The 18,128-nt window shown below is 62.0% G+C and carries 15 protein-coding genes; 8 read left to right on the top strand and 7 right to left on the bottom strand.

Annotation, left to right across the window (positions count from 1 at the left end):
- Positions 1–92 precede the first annotated feature (92 nt).
- The 4 genes from purQ (at position 93) to HQL44_14770 (ending at position 3,631) form a co-directional block, all read left to right on the top strand.
- Positions 93–782 (top strand): phosphoribosylformylglycinamidine synthase subunit PurQ, encoded by a 690-nt coding sequence (purQ, locus tag HQL44_14785; GenBank protein MBF0269849.1) that lies wholly within the window; start codon positions 93–95, stop codon positions 780–782.
- Positions 779–2,977, top strand: coding sequence for a phosphoribosylformylglycinamidine synthase subunit PurL (purL, locus tag HQL44_14780; protein ID MBF0269848.1), 2,199 nt, complete (start codon positions 779–781; stop codon positions 2,975–2,977). The genes purQ and purL overlap by 4 nt, the downstream gene beginning before the upstream one ends.
- A 70-nt stretch (positions 2,978–3,047) precedes the next feature.
- On the top strand, positions 3,048–3,326 hold the full coding sequence (locus HQL44_14775) for a type II toxin-antitoxin system Phd/YefM family antitoxin (GenBank protein ID MBF0269847.1): 279 nt from the start codon (positions 3,048–3,050) through the stop codon (positions 3,324–3,326).
- A complete protein-coding gene (locus HQL44_14770; GenBank protein ID MBF0269846.1) occupies positions 3,323–3,631 on the top strand; it encodes a type II toxin-antitoxin system RelE/ParE family toxin in 309 nt (102 codons plus the stop codon). The genes HQL44_14775 and HQL44_14770 overlap by 4 nt, the downstream gene beginning before the upstream one ends.
- A 4-nt stretch (positions 3,632–3,635) precedes the next feature.
- Here HQL44_14770 and HQL44_14765 read toward each other — a convergent pair whose 3' ends face one another.
- Positions 3,636–4,862 carry an anion transporter gene (locus tag HQL44_14765; GenBank protein ID MBF0269845.1) on the bottom strand — a complete coding sequence of 409 codons (1,227 nt, stop codon included), beginning with the start codon at positions 4,860–4,862 and terminating at the stop codon, positions 3,636–3,638.
- Positions 4,863–4,962: 100 nt separating this feature from the next.
- Here HQL44_14765 and HQL44_14760 point away from each other — a divergent pair, with 100 nt between their 5' ends.
- Genes HQL44_14760 through HQL44_14750 form a run of 3 tightly spaced genes read left to right on the top strand, consistent with a single transcriptional unit; the run spans position 4,963 to position 8,674 of the window.
- Positions 4,963–5,496 carry a DUF4405 domain-containing protein gene (locus HQL44_14760; protein MBF0269844.1) on the top strand — a complete coding sequence of 178 codons (534 nt, stop codon included), beginning with the start codon at positions 4,963–4,965 and terminating at the stop codon, positions 5,494–5,496.
- Between the two features lie 41 nt (positions 5,497–5,537).
- A complete protein-coding gene (locus tag HQL44_14755; GenBank protein MBF0269843.1) occupies positions 5,538–7,772 on the top strand; it encodes a UvrD-helicase domain-containing protein in 2,235 nt (744 codons plus the stop codon).
- Positions 7,769–8,674, top strand: coding sequence for a 50S ribosomal protein L11 methyltransferase (locus tag HQL44_14750; GenBank protein ID MBF0269842.1), 906 nt, complete (start codon positions 7,769–7,771; stop codon positions 8,672–8,674). Before HQL44_14755 ends, HQL44_14750 begins: the two co-directional genes overlap by 4 nt.
- Here HQL44_14750 and HQL44_14745 read toward each other — a convergent pair.
- Positions 8,652–9,602: a mitochondrial fission ELM1 family protein gene (locus tag HQL44_14745; protein MBF0269841.1), complete on the bottom strand. Its 951-nt coding sequence runs from the start codon at positions 9,600–9,602 to the stop codon at positions 8,652–8,654. The two genes, HQL44_14750 and HQL44_14745, sit on opposite strands and share 23 nt — an antisense overlap.
- A complete protein-coding gene (locus HQL44_14740; protein ID MBF0269840.1) occupies positions 9,599–11,245 on the bottom strand; it encodes a thiamine pyrophosphate-binding protein in 1,647 nt (548 codons plus the stop codon). Before HQL44_14740 ends, HQL44_14745 begins: the two co-directional genes overlap by 4 nt.
- A 77-nt stretch (positions 11,246–11,322) precedes the next feature.
- On the opposite strand from HQL44_14740, the gene HQL44_14735 reads away from it, so the two are divergent.
- A complete protein-coding gene (locus HQL44_14735) occupies positions 11,323–12,066 on the top strand; it encodes a thioredoxin domain-containing protein (protein ID MBF0269839.1) in 744 nt (247 codons plus the stop codon).
- A 70-nt stretch (positions 12,067–12,136) separates the two neighbouring features.
- Here the strand turns inward: HQL44_14735 and HQL44_14730 are convergent, their stop codons facing one another.
- The 4 genes from HQL44_14730 to HQL44_14715 form a co-directional block, all read right to left on the bottom strand.
- Positions 12,137–13,579 carry a flagellar hook-basal body complex protein gene (locus HQL44_14730; GenBank protein ID MBF0269838.1) on the bottom strand — a complete coding sequence of 481 codons (1,443 nt, stop codon included), beginning with the start codon at positions 13,577–13,579 and terminating at the stop codon, positions 12,137–12,139.
- Between the two features lie 169 nt (positions 13,580–13,748).
- Positions 13,749–14,882 (bottom strand): type III PLP-dependent enzyme, encoded by a 1,134-nt coding sequence (locus tag HQL44_14725; GenBank protein MBF0269837.1) that lies wholly within the window; start codon positions 14,880–14,882, stop codon positions 13,749–13,751.
- Positions 14,883–15,230: 348 nt separating this feature from the next.
- Positions 15,231–15,869 carry a polyhydroxyalkanoate synthesis repressor PhaR gene (gene phaR, locus HQL44_14720; protein ID MBF0269836.1) on the bottom strand — a complete coding sequence of 213 codons (639 nt, stop codon included), beginning with the start codon at positions 15,867–15,869 and terminating at the stop codon, positions 15,231–15,233.
- A gap of 131 nt (positions 15,870–16,000) precedes the next feature.
- On the bottom strand, positions 16,001–18,058 hold the full coding sequence (locus tag HQL44_14715) for a nitrate- and nitrite sensing domain-containing protein (GenBank protein MBF0269835.1): 2,058 nt from the start codon (positions 18,056–18,058) through the stop codon (positions 16,001–16,003).
- Positions 18,059–18,128 lie beyond the last annotated feature (70 nt).

Here is an 18,128-nt window from a genome sequence, read left to right as displayed (position 1 = left end):
CTGGATTCCTTGGTTTTCGCGGCTTCCTTTGCCAAAGTCAGCGCTTGGCATTATGAAAGGGGCGGTTTTTCCCCAGATTCGAGGCCAATCCCTTGAAAGCCGCCGTCATCGTCTTCCCCGGCTCCAACTGCGACCGCGACGTGGCGGTCAGTCTTGAGGCCGTCACCGGAACCAAGCCCCTGATGGCTTGGCACCGAGATACCGAACTGCCGCGCCTTGATCTCATCGTGGTGCCGGGCGGTTTCTCATACGGCGACTATCTGCGCTCGGGCGCCATGGCGGCCCATTCGCCGATCCTGCAGGAGGTCAAGCGCCGGGCCGACGCGGGCGTGCATGTGCTGGGCATCTGCAACGGCTTTCAGATTTTGACCGAGGCGGGGTTGCTGCCGGGCGTGCTGATGCGCAATCGCGGCCTTAAATTCTGCTGCAAGGACGTGCATCTGACCGTTTCGCGCAACGACACAGCCTTCGCTGGCAAGTACCGCAAGGGCCAAGTGATCCGCATTCCCATCGCCCATGCCGACGGCAATTTCTTCGCCAGTTCCGACATGCTGGCCCGCATTGAGGATGAAGGCCAAGTCGCCTTTCGCTATTGCGACGAAGAGGGCAATTTGACGGACAGCGCCAATCCCAACGGTTCGCTGAACAACATCGCGGGCGTCTACAACATGCAAGGCAATGTGCTGGGCTTGATGCCGCATCCCGAACGATTGGCCGAGGCTGAGTTGGGCGGCACAGATGGTCGTCCGATGTTCGATTCTCTGCTGGAGGCTTTGAAGTGAGCCAGATTACCCCCGAAGTCATCAAGCAGCACGGCTTGTCCGATTCAGAATACAAGCTGGTTCTCGAAATCATGGGGCGCGAACCCAACCTGACCGAGCTTGGCATTTTCTCGGTCATGTGGAGCGAGCATTGCTCGTACAAATCCTCGAAGAAATGGCTGAAGACCTTGCCGACCAAGGCACCCTGGGTGATCTGCGGGCCGGGCGAGAATGCGGGCGTCATCGATATCGGCGACGGGCTGGCCTGCATCTTCAAGATGGAAAGCCACAACCATCCCAGCTTCATCGAACCCTATCAGGGTGCCGCCACGGGTGTGGGCGGCATTTTGCGCGACGTTTTCACCATGGGGGCGCGCCCCGTCGCCAACATGAACGCGCTGCGTTTCGGTTCGCCCGATCACGCCAAGACCCGCCATCTGGTGTCGGGCGTGGTGTCGGGCATCGGCGGTTACGGCAATTGCGTGGGCGTGCCGACGGTGGGCGGCGAATGCGATTTCCATGCTGCCTATAACGGCAACATCCTGGTCAACGCCATGACCGTTGGCCTGGCTCCCGCTGACCGCATCTTCTATTCGGCTGCCGCAGGTGTGGGCAATCCGGTGGTTTATGTGGGGTCCAAAACCGGGCGCGACGGCATTCACGGCGCCACCATGGCGAGTGCTGAATTCAATGAAGATTCGGAAGAAAAACGCCCCACCGTGCAGGTGGGCGACCCCTTCACCGAAAAGCTGCTGATCGAAGCCTGCATGGAGCTGATGGCCACCGACGTCATCGTCGCCATCCAGGACATGGGGGCAGCGGGCCTGACCTCGTCGTCCTTCGAGATGGCGTCGAAGGGCGGGCTTGGCATTGAGATGGACCTGGATAAGGTGCCGATGCGCGAAGTGGGCATGAGCGCCTACGAGATCATGCTGTCGGAATCGCAAGAACGCATGCTGATGGTGTTGAAGCCCGGCAAGGAAGACATAGCCAAGGCGATCTTCGACAAGTGGGAGTTGGATTTCGCCATCGTGGGCGTGCTGACCGACACCAAACATATGGTGCTGAAGCGCCATGGCGAGGTGGTGGCCGATCTGCCCATCGACCCATTGGCGCTGGCCAGCCCCGAATATGACCGGCCCTGGGTGGAACCCAAGCTGGCCGCTCCCATCGACGCCAAATCGGTCAAGGCCGCAGCGCCGCTGGAAGCGCTTAAGACGCTGTTGAACACGCCCGACCTGTGCTCCAAGCGTTGGATCTACAGCCAGTACGACCATATGGTGATGGGCGACACGATAGGCCGCCCCGGCGGCGATGCGGGCGTGGTGCGCGTGCATGGCGCCAACAAGGCGCTGGCGATCACCACCGACTGCACGCCGCGTTATTGCCAAGCCAATCCGTATGAGGGCGGCAAGCAGGCGGTGGCCGAGGCTTGGCGCAATCTGACAGCCGTGGGCGCGCGCCCGCTGGCCGTCACCGACAATTTGAATTTCGGCAATCCCGAAAAGCCCGAGATCATGGGCCAGATCGTGAAAGCCATCCAGGGCATGGGCGAGGCCTGCGTGGCCCTCGACTTCCCGGTGGTTTCCGGCAATGTCTCGCTTTACAACGAAACCAACGGACAAGCCATTCTGCCCACCCCCGCCATCGGCGCGGTGGGCGTCATCGACCAGTTGGACCAGCGCGTCGGCATCGCCTTCGAACAGGAGGGCGAGGTTGTGCTGGTAGTCGGCGAAACCAAGGGCCATCTGGGAGCCAGCATCTATGCCCGCGAGATCGGCGGCACCGAGGCGGGATCGGCCCCCCTGGTCGATTTGGCGGCTGAGAGGAAGAACGGCGATTTCGTGCGCGCCCTGATTACATCTGGCCGCGTTACCGCCTGTCATGATGTGTCGGGCGGCGGATTGCTGGTCAGCGTCGCCGAAATGGCGATGGCGGGCGGCTTGGGCGTGACTTTGGCCGATGCGCCTGCGGGTGCCGTGGAACATGCCTATTGGTTCGGCGAGGATCAGGCCCGCTATGTGCTGGCCGTCACTGCGGCGGAAGCGGCGGCCATCCTGATCGAGGCGGCGCAAGCTGGAATTCCAGCGGCGATGATCGGCACCACCGGCGGCAATGATGTGCGCTTGGGGGCGTCGGCGGTAGCGCTTGCCGAATTGGTGGAGGCGCACGAAAGCTGGCTGCCCAACTTCATGAGCGGACCGGACAGCAATTAGGGCTGCTCGACTTGCGACTGAAAATGCGCTATATTCGCATCTTATTCGATGCTTTATGGATGCGCGGGTTATGGACATCACCAAAGACATCCGGCCGCTGACCGAGTTCAAGCGCGACACCGGCAGTTTCATGTCGCACCTGAAGGAAACCGGTCGCCCGTCGATCCTGACGGTCAACGGTAAGCCATCGCTGGTCGTCATGGATGCTGGGGCTTGGCAGGACATTCAGGATCAACTTGATTACGCCAACACGGTCACCGCCGTCCGCAAGGGCTTGGCCCAGGCCCGCGACGGGCAGGGGACGGAAGCCACAGACTTCTTCAATCAACTTGATGCGGACAAGGCATGAAGCGGTACAGGGTCATCATCACGCCCTATGCCGCCGACAATATCCGCCAAGCCTACGAATGGCTTGCCGCCGAAAACCCAACCTACGCGGCCAAGTGGCTGACGGGCATCCGCGAAAAAATCCTGGGTTTAGAGACGTTGCCGGAATCCCACCCGATTGCGCCGGAAAGCGAAGCTTTCGATTGCGATATACGCCAAGCCTTGCACGGGCGCGGAACGCCATGGCGCATCTTCTTTTCCATCGACGGCGAAACCGTGCATGTGCTTCACGTCCGCCATGGCCGTCGCGATTATTGGCTGGCGTAAGCGATCAAAACCCCATTTCCCCAATCGCCCACAGCCAGCCCACGGCCAGGGCCAAGCTAAGCAGCGTCATCGGCACGCCCGATTTCGCGTGATCGGCAAAGCCCAGCTTCACGCCCACCGATTGCGCCCGCTCCGCCACGATGATGTTGGCCAGCGATCCCGTCAGCAGCAGATTGCCCGACAGCGTGGACAACAGCGCCATGCCGTGCAGGGTTCCGGCGTCCGGCACGCCGAACAGCGACAGCAACAGAATCACGGCGGGCACATTGCCGATGCTGTTGGACAAGAACAGCATCACCGGCGTCATCACGCTCAAACTCTCCAGCCGCCAGCCATGTTCCTTTAGCAGCGCCACGCCCGATGCCGCGATGTCCAATTGGGCAAAGGCGCTGGTGACCAGGAACAAACTGGCGATCAACAGCAACAGGTGCCAATCCACCGCGCCGATCATCTCACGGCTGCTCATCTTGCGGCTGGCCAGCAGCAGGCCAGCCACGGCAAGGGCCGCCAACTCGCGCGGAAAGGGGGTGGCGAAGGCGGCGATCAGCAGCAGCAGCGACAATGCGCCCTTGATGGTGGGCCAGCGCTGCGCAGGTTCTGGCGGCGGCAACGCCGTGCGCGCCTGATGGGCAAGACTGCCCCTCCATCCCGCCCAGGTGACGGTGAAGACGCAGATCAGGGCCAGTAGTCCCGGCACAGCGCAGACGGCCAGGAAACGCCAGAAATCCAGCCCGCCCACTTGGCCGATCAGAATGTTCTGCGGATTGCCGATGACGGTGATGGCCGAGCCGGCGTTGGCGGCCCCCGCCAGCGCGATCAGGAAGGGGCGGGGATCAAGGCCTCGCTGCGTAGCACCCAGCGCCAGAATGGGCGCCATGGCGAAGACCACGATATCGTTGACGAGAATGGCCGACAATCCGCCCGCCACAGCCACGGTGAGTGCCAGCAGAACCACCGGATGGCCATGCGCGCCAGCGATCCTTGCCGCCGCATAGCGATAGAAACCAGCGCCTTGAAATTGAGCCGAGACGATCATCAAGCCGAACAACAGCATCAAGGTGGGCAGATCGATGCGCGATCCCAAACTGTCCACCGGCACAGCGCCAACGGCCAGCAGCAGCACGCCAGCGAAGAGGGCGATGCCGGTGCGGTCCAGCTTCAGGCCTGGCACGCGGCCCGCAGCCATGCCGAGATAGGTGGCCAGGAAGACGAGAAGAATCAGCGTTGTCATGCGGCACAAAGATACACTTTGTTACGCAGGCCACAAACCCAAGAAACATTCGCCTGATAAGGTCCGCCATCCTTCAACGACAAAGCGCGGGCTTGAAAACATGCGTGCGACAACTTACGCGCCAGCCAAGAAGACCTTCCTGGCCAGCTATGCCACCCAACTGACCATCGCCACCTTTTTTGTGGTCGGCGCAACCGGCCTGCTCATCTTCTTTCATATCGGCGACAAATATCTGAAGTCGGCCCATGAATGGCTGAGCCTAGCTTTCATGCTGGCGGCGGTTCTACATGTCGCCCGGCACTGGAAGGGGTTCATGAACCTGCTGAGATCGAAACGCGCATGGGCGCTTTCGGGGACGGCGGCGCTGGCCTTGGGCGCATTCATGCTGTCGGCTTCGCTGGGGTCTTCGCCCGGCGGCAATCCGATGAAAGCCATGGTGGATGTCACGGCCAAGGCGCCCTTGGAAAGTTTGGCCCCGATGATGGGGGTCGAACCCGGCCAACTGGTTCAACGTTTGGAAGCGGGCGGGGTCCGGGTCGCCAGCCCCTCGCAACCTCTGGAAGAGATCGCCAGAAACCAAGGCAAGGACTTGGCGCGGCTTTACGCGCTTATTCTGAAGCCTGCCGACAAATAAGCGATTTAATATCGGATCGGGCTTGGCTTATATTGCCGCCCATGTCCGATCCTTTTGCCCTAGATGACGAGCCGTTGGCAGGCCCGGCCCTGTCAGCGGCCCCGCCCAGCTATCCCTATTTTGACGGGCTGAACTCCGAACAGCGCGAAGCCGCCCTGGCCGTCGAAGGCCCGGTGCTGGTGCTGGCGGGGGCTGGCACCGGCAAGACCCGCGTTCTGACCGCCCGCTTGGCCTATATCCTGGACAGCGGCAAGGCCCAACCCTGGCAGGTGCTGGCCGTCACCTTCACCAACAAGGCGGCGGGCGAGATGCAAGAGCGGGTGGCCGGATTGGTGGGACCGGCGGCGCGCTCGGCTTGGCTGGGCACCTTCCATTCCATCGGCGTCAAGATTTTGCGCGCGCATGGCGAGGCGGTGGGGCTGAAATCGAACTTCACCGTGCTGGACGAGGACGACCAGTTGCGTCTGGTCAAGCAGTTGCTGAATGAAGGCAATATCGATCCCAAACGTTGGCCGCCCGCCGCCATCTTGCGCGAAATCCAGGCCTGGAAGGACAAGGGACTGTCGCCCGACCAAGTGCCCGAAGCCGACGATCCCGACAAGCGCCTGATCCCGCTATACCGGCAATATCAGGATCGCATGCAAACGCTGAACGCCGCCGATTTCGGCGATCTTTTGTTGCTGTGCCTGCAGTTGTTCCAGAAAAATCCCGAGGCCTTGGCCCAGTATCAGGAACGCTTCCGCTACATCCTGGTCGACGAATACCAAGACACCAACGTAGCGCAATATCTGTGGCTGCGCTTGTTGGCGCAGAAAAGCGGCAATCTGTGCTGCGTCGGCGACGACGATCAGTCGATCTATTCCTGGCGCGGCGCAGAGATCGACAACATCTTGCGCTTCGAGCATGATTTTCCCGGCGCTCGTGTGATCCGGCTTGAACGCAATTACCGTTCCGGCGAACATATCCTGGGGGCGGCCAGCGGCTTGATCGCCCACAATGCCGGTCGGCTGGGTAAAACCTTGCGTCCCGGGCGCGAGGGTGCTTCCAAAACTGCGGCCAAGGTCGAGGTGATGGGGCTTTGGAATGGCGAGGAAGAGGCGCGTCAGATCGCCGACCGCATGGTGGTTCTGAAGAAAGAGGGAATTTCCTACGCCGAGATGGCGGTGCTGGTCAGGGCCGGGTTCCAGACCCGCGAATTCGAAGAACGCTTCATCACCATCGGCCTGCCTTACCGCGTGGTGGGCGGGCCTCGCTTTTACGAACGCCAGGAAATCCGCGATGCGCTGGCCTATCTGCGCGTGGTGGCGCAGCCCGACGATTCCTTGGCTTTCGAGCGCATCGTCAATACGCCAAAGCGCGGCTTGGGCGACAGCACGCTGCAAATCATCCACCGATTGTCTCGCGCCATGAACGTCTCGATGCTGGCGGCATCGGTGAATCTGGTCGAGACCGACGAAATCAAGCCGCGCGCCAAGGCCGGTCTGAAAGCCGTGCTGGATAATTTCCAGCGTTGGAGCAGTTTGGTTGGCGGTCTTTCGCCAGCCGATCTGGCCCAGCAGATTCTGGAGGAGTCCGGCTATATCGCCATGTGGAAGGCCGATACCGCGCCCGACGCGCCGGGCCGGGTGGAAAATCTGAAGGAACTTTATTCCGCCATCGAACCCTTCGAAAGCCTGACCGCCTTCCTGGAACATGTCAGTCTGGTCATGGAAAACAATGCCGGCGCAGACGCCGACAAGGTGACCCTGATGACGCTGCATGGCGCCAAGGGATTGGAATTCGACGCCGTCTTTCTGCCGGGCTGGGAGGAAGGCTTGTTTCCGCACCCCCGCGCCTTGGACGATCAAGGCGAACGAGGCTTGGAAGAAGAGCGCCGTCTGGCCTATGTGGGCATCACCAGGGCGCGCAAATTGGCGGTGATCTCCTATTCGGGCGAACGGCGCGTCTATAATCAATGGGTGCATCCAGCCCCCTCGCGCTTCATTTCGGAACTGCCCGAAGCGCATGTCGAGAACCGGGGCATGAAGGGGCTGGACGTGTCTCGCAATTTCGCAGAGACCGGCGCCGGATGGGGCCAGCGTTTCGCAGCCAAGGCCAAGGAGAACATGCGCGGTTTCATCAAGGAATCCGAAGCCGGTTTTTCTGAAGGCGATCGCGTCTTCCATGAGAAATTCGGCTATGGCCGGGTGCTGGACGTCGATGGCACAAGGCTGGACATTCTGTTCGACAAGGCGGGAGCCAAGAAAGTGGTGGATAGTTTCGTGAGGAAGGCATGACGGCGGGAACTGATTTGTGGCGCGTGGCCTTGGTCGTATCGGAAGACAAGGCGGCCGCCTTCGAAGACGCTTTGGAGGGACTTGCCGATACCGTGTCGCGCTTTGCCGCCGAGGGGCAGGATGAAGGCGATGGCGGCCTGTGGATCGTAGAGGGCTTGTCGCGTCACCCGATTGAACGGCCCGAAACCGTGTCGGCCATTGCCGCCATGGCGGCCGCCCAGAACATGGAGATGCCCGAGGTCGAATTCGGACGTCTCGAGCAGCGAGATTGGCTTTCGCTCAATCTGGCTTCGTTCCCGCCCATCCAGGCGGGCCGCTTCTTCATTCATGGATCGCACGTCACCGAAGCCCCGCCCTTTGGCGCCATCGCCCTGAAGGTCGATGCGGGAACGGCTTTCGGTTCCGGCGAACATGCCAGCACCAAGGGTTGCCTGCTGGCCCTTGATGGTCTGGCGAAGAAGGGGCGCCTTGCCAATGTGCTGGATGTCGGCTGCGGCTCGGGCATTCTGGGGCTTGCGGCGGCGAAATTATGGCGCTGTCGGGTCATGGCGTCGGATATCGATCCCGAAAGCATGCGCGTCACGAAGGCCAATGCCAGGGACAATCGGGCCAGCGCCTTCGTTGCCGCCGTCACGGCGCCCGGCTATCGGCATTGGGAGATCGCCAGGCGAGCGCCCTATGATCTGATCTTCGCCAATATCCTGGCCAGACCGCTCATGCGCTTGGCCAAGGATTTGAAGGCGCATCTGAAGCCGGGCGGCGTTGCCGTGCTGGCCGGGCTGTTGGAGCGCCAGGAACGCATGGTGCTATCGGCCCATCAGATGCAGGGCCTAAGTCTTGAGCGGCGCATCCTGATCGATGGCTGGGCTTGTCTGGTGCTTAGAAAGAGAATCGCCGACTGATTTCCCTGGCCACCTCGCCAGCGGCATCCAAGGGCGTTTGCGGTCGCGAATGCGGCTGGCCGCCCAGCGGGCTGGCGTAACCGCGTTCGTACAAATCTTGATGCAGTCTTGCATGTTTATCGCCCACGAAACCGGGCGGCGCGAAGATGTGAACCGGCTTGGCCGTGAAGCAGGCCTCGCAGGCCATGGACACAGAATCGCCCGTCACCACGATGGCGTCGGCCAAGGCCAAAAAGCCCAGATACGGATTGTCGCTTCCATGGCCGTCGAACAAGGCGTTGGGCTGCGATAGCTGCGCGGTCAACGCCGCCCAGGCGCGATGCGGCGTTCTGCGGCTGCCCGTGACCAGCAGGCTGCCGCCAGATTGTTGGCGCAGGGCTTCCACCTGTTGGCCCAGCAGGGTCGCCGCAGCATCGTCGAAGGGGCGCTTATGCGTGGCTCCGCCGACCAGCACCGCCAGATAGGGGCGCGGCAGATGGGCAAGTAGCACTTCCCATTCCTGCGCCGCCGCTGTCAGCTTCAAAGACGTCAGCCGATGCGGCGCTCCCGTGATGCGAAGCTGGTTGGCGGCGTCAGGATGGGAATCGTGCAGCGGCAGGGCGATCAGATCGAAATCATGGGCGGATGTGCCGGGATGCATGATCTGAACGATTTTGGCCTCTCCCCCGCTTTGCCGCTTGATCCAGCGGGCAATCGGGGCGGTGCGCCGCCCGGCCGCGATCACCAGGTTGGGCCAGGGCGGGGTCAATTCCTGGCGGGCTTCTTTCGCCACGCCCATCAGGGAGGAGCCGCGCATCAAGTTGGGCAGGCCAGCCAGCTTGGTATAGGCAATCCGTTTGACCAGATGCGGCCTGTCCAGCGCTTCCGCCACGCCCAAGGCTTGGTTGGCGTGTCCGGCGGCGGTATCGGCCAGAACCCAGACATTCATGGCTTGGTCTTCACTTTTGACAGCCGCATCCTGGGCGTGATGATGTCGGGATCGGTTTTCAGATGCAGCACTGCCGCCTTGCCGCATGCCATGGCCCGTTTGAAGGCGGGTTCGAACTCTTGGGTTCTGGTCACGGTCTGGCCAAAAGCGCCGAAACTTTCGGCCCAGGAAGCGAAGTCGGGATTTTGCAGATCGGTCGCCACCACGCGGCCTGGATAGCGCGCTTCTTGATGCATGCGGATGGTGGCGAACATGCCATTGTCGAAGATCAGGATGATGGGCTTGGCCTTGTGCTGGATGGCGGTCGCCAGTTCCTGGCCGGTCATCAGAGCGCCGCCGTCGCCAACGAAAGAAACCACGGTGCGATCCGGCGCCTGAAGGGAAGCGCCGACGGCGGCGGGAATGCTGTAACCCATGGCGCCGCAGGTGGGACCCAGCAGGCGGCGCGACCCGAAGGTCAGGAACCTTTGCGGCCAGCCTGCGAAATTTCCGGCATCGACGGTTAGAATGGCGTCGTCGGGCAACAGGCGTTCCAGCGCCTCCATGACCAGTCCGGCATCCAGGCTTCCGCCGGTCGGTCGCGGTTTCGACCATTCCTGGCGGGCCTGGCGCAATTGTTTGGTCCAGGCGGACCAAGCCGGTTTTGCGGGCGCGCTTGACGCCTGAAATGCTTGGGCGAAGGAATCGGGCGTTGCGTTGATGGCCAGATCGGCGTGGAACACCTTGCCCAACTCGCCCGCTCCGGCATGGACATGGATGACGGTTTGTCCGGCCTTTGGAAGCCGATAGCCCTGGCTGGCGATTTCGCCCAGGCGGGTGCCCAGCAGGAACAGAAGGTCGGCCTCCATGGCCGCCGCCAGCAATTGGGGGTCAGGGCCGATGCCCAGATCGCCCGCAAAGCAGGGATGCTGGCCCGTCATCAGGTCCTGGCGGCGAAAGGGGACGGCGACGGGCAGTTTCCATTTTCTTGCCAGCCGGTCCAGGCCAGCCCGCCCTTCATCCGTCCATTGGCTGCCGCCCGCGATCAAAAGCGGGCGTTTGGCCTTTTTAAGACAAGCCGCCGCCGCAAGAAGCTGCTCGTCGCTGGCCTGGGGCCGAAAGGCGGACAGAATCTTGGCCTTGGAGGGGGCGGCTTCCTCGCGCAGCAAATCCTCGGGCAGGGCCAACACCACCGGGCCGGGCCGGTCGGAGACGGCCTGCTGGAAGGCATGCGCCAGCATCGAGGGCAGATGCCCGATGTCCTCGACCCTGGCCGCCCACTTGCACAAGGGGGCGAACATGGCGGCGAAATCGACCTCCTGGAAGGCTTCGCGCCCGTAGAAATCGCGGCCCACATCGCCCAGCAGCAGGACCAGGGGGGTGGAATCTTGCATCGCCGTATGCACGCCGATGACGGCGTTGGCGGCACCCGGCCCACGGGTGGCCAAGACGACTCCGGGCTTTCCGGTCAGTTTGGCCTGGGCTTCGGCCATGAAGGCCGCCCCGCCTTCCTGGCGGCAGACGATTACCTTGATTTTCTTGCGGTACAGGGCGTCCAGAATGGGCAGATAGCTCTCGCCGGGCACGCAAAAGACCCGCTCCACCCCCTGGCAGAGCAGATGTTCTGTGACGATATGCCCGCCTGTACGCCCTTTTTTCGTCATAAACTTGGCTTAGAACGTTGCGTGACAGGCGTCAAGAAGCCATGATGACGCCCCCTTTGAAAGGAATGGACAGACTCATGCGTAACTTGTTGGCCAGCCTGCTTCTTGCCGCGTCGATCAGCCTTCCAGCGGCTGCCGCCGAAAACACCCTTAGCCTCAAACAGGCCCAGGAGGTTCGCAAGATCGTGCGCGAAATGCTGATGGAGAATCCGGAACTGATCGCCGACGCCATCCAGGCGCTTGAGGAAAAACAGCGACTGGCGACCGAGGCCGAGTCCAAGAAGGCGCTGACGGATCGCAAGAAGGACGTTTACGAGGACGCCAATTCGCCGGTGGGCGGCAATCCCAAGGGCGACGTGACCTTGGTCGAATTCTTCGATTACCGTTGCGGCTATTGCAAGTCGGTCCATGACGTCGTGATGCGCGTCGTCAAGGATGACGGCAAGGTCAAGCTGGTCTTCAAGGAATTCCCCATCCTGGGCGCCGAATCGGTGTTCGCCTCCAAGGCGGCGCTGGCGGCCGCCAAGCAGAAGAAATATGTGGAGTTCCAAGACGCCATGATGCGCCACAAGGGCGCTTACAACGAAGAGAGCGTGATGGAACTGGCCAAAAGCGTCGGCCTTGATACCGCGCGCCTGAAAAAGGACATGGCGGGCGACGACATCACGAAAATGCTGAAGGCCAACATGGATCTGGCGGAATCGCTGGGCATCCGCGGCACGCCCGGCTTCGTCATGGGCGACAACATCATTCCGGGCGCCTTGCCCGAAGCCAGCTTGCGCCAGTGGCTGGCCGACGCCCGCGTCAAGAAGATGAAGTAACGAAGAGGTTCTCGGAAATGCGTCATGGCCGGGGGCAACCCCGGCCATGATTCGTTAGGCGGCGTTGTTCTTACTTCAAATCCCTGACCGTCGTCGTCATTTCGTCGGCGGTCTGGAACACCTTGGTCGCCATCGTATAGGCCTTCTGGGTGATGATCATCTTGGTGAACTCATCCTCGATCGCCACGTTCGACTGTTCCACCGCCGCCGCCGTCCAGGTCATCAGCCCTTCGTCATTGACGCCTTGCGCGCGCACGGTGATGTCGCCTGCGTTCTCGTCATAGGCCCAGCGCGTGCCCGACAGAGCCATCAGTTGGTTGGGGGCGTCGAAGGTGGCGACGGGAATCTGATACATGCGCCTGGTTTCGTTGTTGCTGTAACTGCCTACCAGGAAACCGTCATTGGTGAAGTAGGTGTCGCGCAGATAGCCGTTCACATTGCCGTTCTGCTCGAAATTGTAGATCAGGCTGTTGCCTGAATACTGGGTCAGCCCCGACAGATCCATGCTGATCGTCGATGCCGTGACCGGCGTCGCCGTCGAGGCCGTCGTGACGGTCGAGGTAAAGTTCACGTCGTTCCAGGTGATCGCGGTATCGACGAAAAGATCGCCGCCAGCTCCCGCCGGATCGACCGTGACCAGTCGTCCATCGCCGTCGAAGGTCAGGGTATATGGGCCACCTGTCGCCGTGCCGGACGTGCCGTTGGACCCCAGCGTGAAATCGAGCGACCAGACATTTTCCAGCGACGGGTCGGGGGTGAGCACGAAGTTGATTTGGTCGGATAGATAGTCGGTGACGCCGCTGTCGGGATTTTCCACGGCCTTGTAGGCCGGAATGCCGAATTCGACGGTATCGTCCTTGCTGGTGTTCGAATCGATGTTGGCGCGCATGGTCAACGTGCTGGTCGCCATGCCAGCCGACAGCGTATAGGCGTCGGTGCGCACCGCCGTCAGGTCGGAAAGACCGCTTGAGGTTGTGAAGACGCCGGTTTGCGGGTCGGACGCGAAAGCCAGCAGATATTGCCCGTCGGGCGTCGAAAGATAGGTGGGGCGCAAATTCGAAGATGGCGGCTCGGCGCCCCTCGAGGTCGTGCTGTTCCAAGTGTCGCTGTACGAGACGCTATAGGTCGTGTCCGCAGCGGCGGTCGTTGAGGTATCGGTCGTGTCAACCTTCCACAAGAAATTGCCGGCGCGGCCAAAGGTATAGTCGGCCTCTCTATCCGGCATGCCCGCCGTTGGGCTTAGGATGAACATACCCTGGCCGTTGATGGCCATGTCCAGATTGCCGCCGGTGCCCAGGATGGTGCCCTGGCGGTCCACCGACTGGCGCGTCACCTTATCGACGCCGAAGATGTTCCAGCCGGGATAGCTTTCCGACAGCGAGGTCTTGAACAGATCCTCGGTCTTCTTGTACCCAGCCGTGTTGATGTTCACGACGTTCTGACTGATGACGTTCATGGAATGGCTTTGCGCCATCATGGCCGTCATGCTGTTTGTGAAGGCGCCCCATAACATGGTCCGGCTCCTGGCAAGTGAAAATTCCTGTGAAGACCACAGCAATCGCCGTGCCAGGAGGTGCTGGCGAAAAGCCAAGACATTTCAATGGCTGAAAGAAAATCCGCCCGGCATGGCCTGCCGGGCGGGGAAAGAATTGCCGGGTGGTGTTCGCGCCGCCCTTCGTGCGTCAGATGAAATAAGCCTTCAGAGGCGCGAAGCCGTTGAAGCCCACCGATGAATAGGTGGTGGTGTAGGCCCCGGTCGAAAGCAGTTCGATCTTGTCGCCCACTTCAAGGCCAAGCGGCAGTTCATATCCCGCCTTTTCGTACAGGATATCCGCCGAATCGCAGGTGGGCCCGGCGATCACCACCGGCCCGGTCCTGCCGCCGTCATGCGGCGTGCGCACGCGGTATTTGATGGCCTCGTCCATGGTTTCGGCCAAGCCGCTGAACTTGCCGATGTCCAGATAGACCCAGCGGGCCTCGTCCTCGGCATAGCTTTTCTTCGAGATCAGCACCACTTCGGTCTGGATGACGCCCGCATCGCCCACCAGCGAGCGGCCCGGTTCAACGATCATGGCGGGCAGGCGGTTGCCGAAATGATGGGTCATGGCCTTCATGATGGCGTCGCCATAGGCGTCGATGTCGGCGATGTCGGTGCGGTAGCGCGCCGGGAAGCCGCCGCCCAGATTGACCATCTTCAACTCGATGCCCGCTTCGTTCAGCGCCGTGATCAGCATGGCGGCGCGGCCCACCGCGACATCCCACTGGCTAAGGTCGGTCTGCTGCGAGCCGACATGGAAGGAGACGCCGTAAGGGTCGAGACCGCGCTCGCGGGCCTGGATCAACAGGTCGCGGGCCATCTCGATCTCGCAGCCGAATTTGCGCGACAGCGGCCAGTCGGCGCCCGCATTGTCGACCAGGATGCGGCAAAAGACCGAAGCGCCGGGGGCGGCCTTGGTCAGCTTGTCCAACTCGGCCTGGCTGTCGAAGGCGAACAGGCGCACGCCGCGCGCGAAGGCGGCTTCGATGTCGCGCTGCTTCTTGATGGTGCTGCCGAAGGAAATGCGCGATGGTTCGGCCCCGCAATCCAGGCAGAGGTCGATTTCCGTCAGGCTGGCGGTGTCGAAGCTGGACCCCATGCCGTTCAGCATGGTCACGATCTCGGGCGCCGGGTTGGCCTTGACGGCGTAATAGACCTCGGCGATCGGCAACGAGTTCTTGAGCGCCGTGTAGTTCTCGGCGATCACGTCGAGATCGACCACCAAGCAGGGCGTTTCTGGCTGCCGCTCGGCAAGGAAACGGGCGATTTTCTGGCTCATTGACGCCAATCCTCCAGCTTCCGCTCGAGAACGACGCGGGCCGAACACAGTACAGCCATCCCGAAATAGCCCAGGAGGCCGGCGGAAACAGAATGATGATTAGGCGCGTCGCCGCGCTTTATCTCGGACATGGTCACATCCTCACAAGTTGCCGTTGGCGACAAGTAAGAACACAACAACGTCGTTGCTTAACCTTCCGAGATTGCCCGTGGGCCAGAGGCACGTGCGCGTATGCGTCTATAAGTGGCTATATACGCGAATTGCGCGGGAATGAAAGAGAAAATTTTGCGTCAGGCGCATTTTTTTGCCCCCTCCCGGCAGCCGGGAAGGGCCGCCCAGCCGGAAGGCCTATTTCTTGGCGGCTTCCCGGCGGGCCTGAGACATGAAGTCGTCGATCTGGCGCTGCAGCCCTTCGATCTTGCTTTGCAGGTCGGAGAGGGCCTGCGGGCTTTGCTCGCCGGAAGCCGCCGACAAGGCCTGGGGGACGGACATACCCTGGATGGCTTCGGCATTCTGCTTCATGAAGGGCGCCCACATCTTCATGGCGTTTTCGAAGAATGCCATGTTTTGCTTGCCGACATCGTCCAGGCGGCCGAAGGGAAACAACGGCCCCCAGGCGTTTTGCAGCATGTTGCGGAACTGCTCTTGGTTGGTGGCGAAGCTCTGCATGCTCATCTCGAGATAGCGCGGCACCAGATGCTGCAGATTGTCGCCGTAAAAACCGATCAGTTGGCGCAGAAAGCTGATCGGCAGCAGGTTCTGCCCGCCTTTGCCTTCCTCTTCCACGATGATCTGGGTCAGGACCGAACGGGTGATGTCGTCGCCGGTCTTGGCGTCGAAAACCTGGAACTCGACCCCGTCCTTGACCATCTGGCAGAGGTGGTCGAGCGTCACATAACTGGAGGTTGCGGTATTATAGAGCCTGCGGTTGGCGTATTTCTTAATCGTTACCGGGGCGGCGGTCTCGGTCGTGGTCTGCTCTGACATGGTCGTTCCTTTCCGGGGGGCGGATGCCCAGAAGAATGAGGGCCATCCTAATCTACAGTTCGCCGCACCGCAAAAGGTCTTTCGCGCTCGCGGGAGGGAGCGGGTCATCGCCCCGCCCGCTCCCTCTTTCGTCAAGCCCGCACGCGGTCCAGGAAGCCCGTGACCTCCTTCTGAAGGGCCTGGACGGTCCCTGCCAGCTTTTCGGTGCTCCAGATCACCCGAACCGATCCCGAACAGGCCGAGGCCGAGGATTGGGTGACGCTGGCCACCCCGTCCGAGACTCGGTTCGCCTCGTTGGCGACCTCTTCGATATTGCGGGCGATCTCGCGGGTGGCGGCCTCCTGCTCCTGGATGGCGCTGGCGATCGAGGTTGAAATGGCGTCGATTTCCCGGATGACGCGGGTCACTTCGTCGATCTGGCTGACCGCTTCGTCGGTCGCCGCCTGCACCTGGGCGACCTGTTTGCCGATTTCCTCGGTCGCTTTGGCGGTCTGGTTGGCCAGGTTCTTGACCTCGCCCGCCACGACGGCGAAACCCTTGCCCGCTTCGCCCGCCCTGGCCGCCTCGATGGTGGCGTTCAAGGCCAGCAGATTGGTCTGGGAAGCGATGTCGGTGATCAGCTGCACGACCGTGCCGATCTGCTTGGCGGCGTCGGACAGGTCGCGCATCTGCTGATCGGTCGAGGAAATGGTCGTCACCGCCTGGCTGGCCACCTGGGTCGAGCGCTGGACCTGCTGGGCGATTTCGTTGACCGAGGCCGTCATTTCCTGGGTGGCGGCGGAAACCGCCTCGACCCGTTCCGAGGTGGACAAGGCCGCCTCGCCGACCATCAGCGAGCTGCTGCCGCTGACTTCCGAGCGTTTGGCGGTGTTTTGCGAGATGCTGCGAATGTCGCCTACGGCGACGGCCACCGTCTCCACGGCCACCTTGACGCTCGACTCGAAATTGTCCGCCAGCGACAGCATGGCCTGACGCCGCTCGGCGTCGGAGCGGCGCTTGGTTTCCGCCTGCTCTTCCTCAAGCCTGATTTTCTCCAGGGCGTTTTCCTTGAAGACCTGGGTGGCGCGGGCCATGTCGCCGACTTCGTCCTTGCGCTTCGTGCCATGGATCTCGATGTTGACCTCGCCGCCCGCCAGCCTGCCCATGACGCCGACCAGCCGCCCGACCGGCGTGGTGATGCTGCGCACCATGACCACCACCACGATCAGCGTGACGGCCAAAAGAAGGCCCAGCAGCGCGGCCAGCGTCATGAAGGCGCGGTTGGAGCTTTCATGGACCGAGCGGGTCAGGGCGGACAGGTCGCCAGCGACGGCGTCTTCCACCTCTTTCATCAGGTCGATGCGCTTGGTCGAGGACTGGAACCAGGTTTCCGCCGATACCGATCCCAGATTGCCGCTTTCCAGGCTGCCGATGGCGATCTGGCGCATGGCCAGAACGTCCTTGGCGGTTTGGCTGTCTTCGGCTTGGCGCAGGCGGCCCACCTGGGCGGCGGTGGCTTGGTTTTGGAAGGTTTGGAAGGACAGATCCTGCTCGGCCACCACTTCGACCAAACGGCGATATTGCGCGGGTTCGAACTTGCCAGCCGCGAAGCCGCCGGCGGCGACGGCGCGTTCCTGGCCAGCACGTTCCTTGCCGACAACGAAGGTGAAGTAGGCGGCGATGGCGTTCGTCGTCTTGCCGTCGTCGGTAAAGGAACCCAACCGACCGATCAGTGCGATGAACTGCGAGATCGTGCGCGTATAGGCGCCGACGGCGCTTCCCGCAGGCCCGCTTTGGGAATCGACTCCGGCGCGACCAGCAGCCAGTTGCTTGGCCATGTCTTGCGCCTGGCCGAGTGCCTTGGCGAAATCGCCGTCCAGGCTTTGCGCGTCGATCCCTTTGACCGCGCTTTCAAAGACGCCGAGGGCTTTGTCGGTGGCTTTTCGCTGCTCGGCCAGTTCGGGTCCGAATTTCGTTCCCTTGCTGCCCAGGAAAAGCGCGGTGGCGCCGCGCTCGCGCTGCATTTCATGCACGGCGCTGCTGGTCGTCACCGCCAGTCCGACCAGTTGGATCAGGCGCTCCGACTGGCGAGTCACCGTGTGGCGCTCCTGCAACGACTGGGCGGAAACCCAGACCAATCCAAGGGCCAAGGGCAGCATGGCCAGCGTCACGCGCCAGCCAATGCGTAGATTCGACAAAGTAGGGATCATGCTCGTCTCTCCTCAGCGCAACATGTGTGCCGACAGAGCTGGGCGCGCGCGATTCAAGGTTGCGGCGCCG

The sequence above is a fragment of the Alphaproteobacteria bacterium genome, assembly GCA_015231795.1.
Classification (GTDB): Bacteria; Pseudomonadota; Alphaproteobacteria; order Rhodospirillales; family WMHbin7; genus WMHbin7.
Note: the sequence above shows the minus strand (reverse complement) of the source record. Positions and strands in the feature narration are given on the sequence as shown.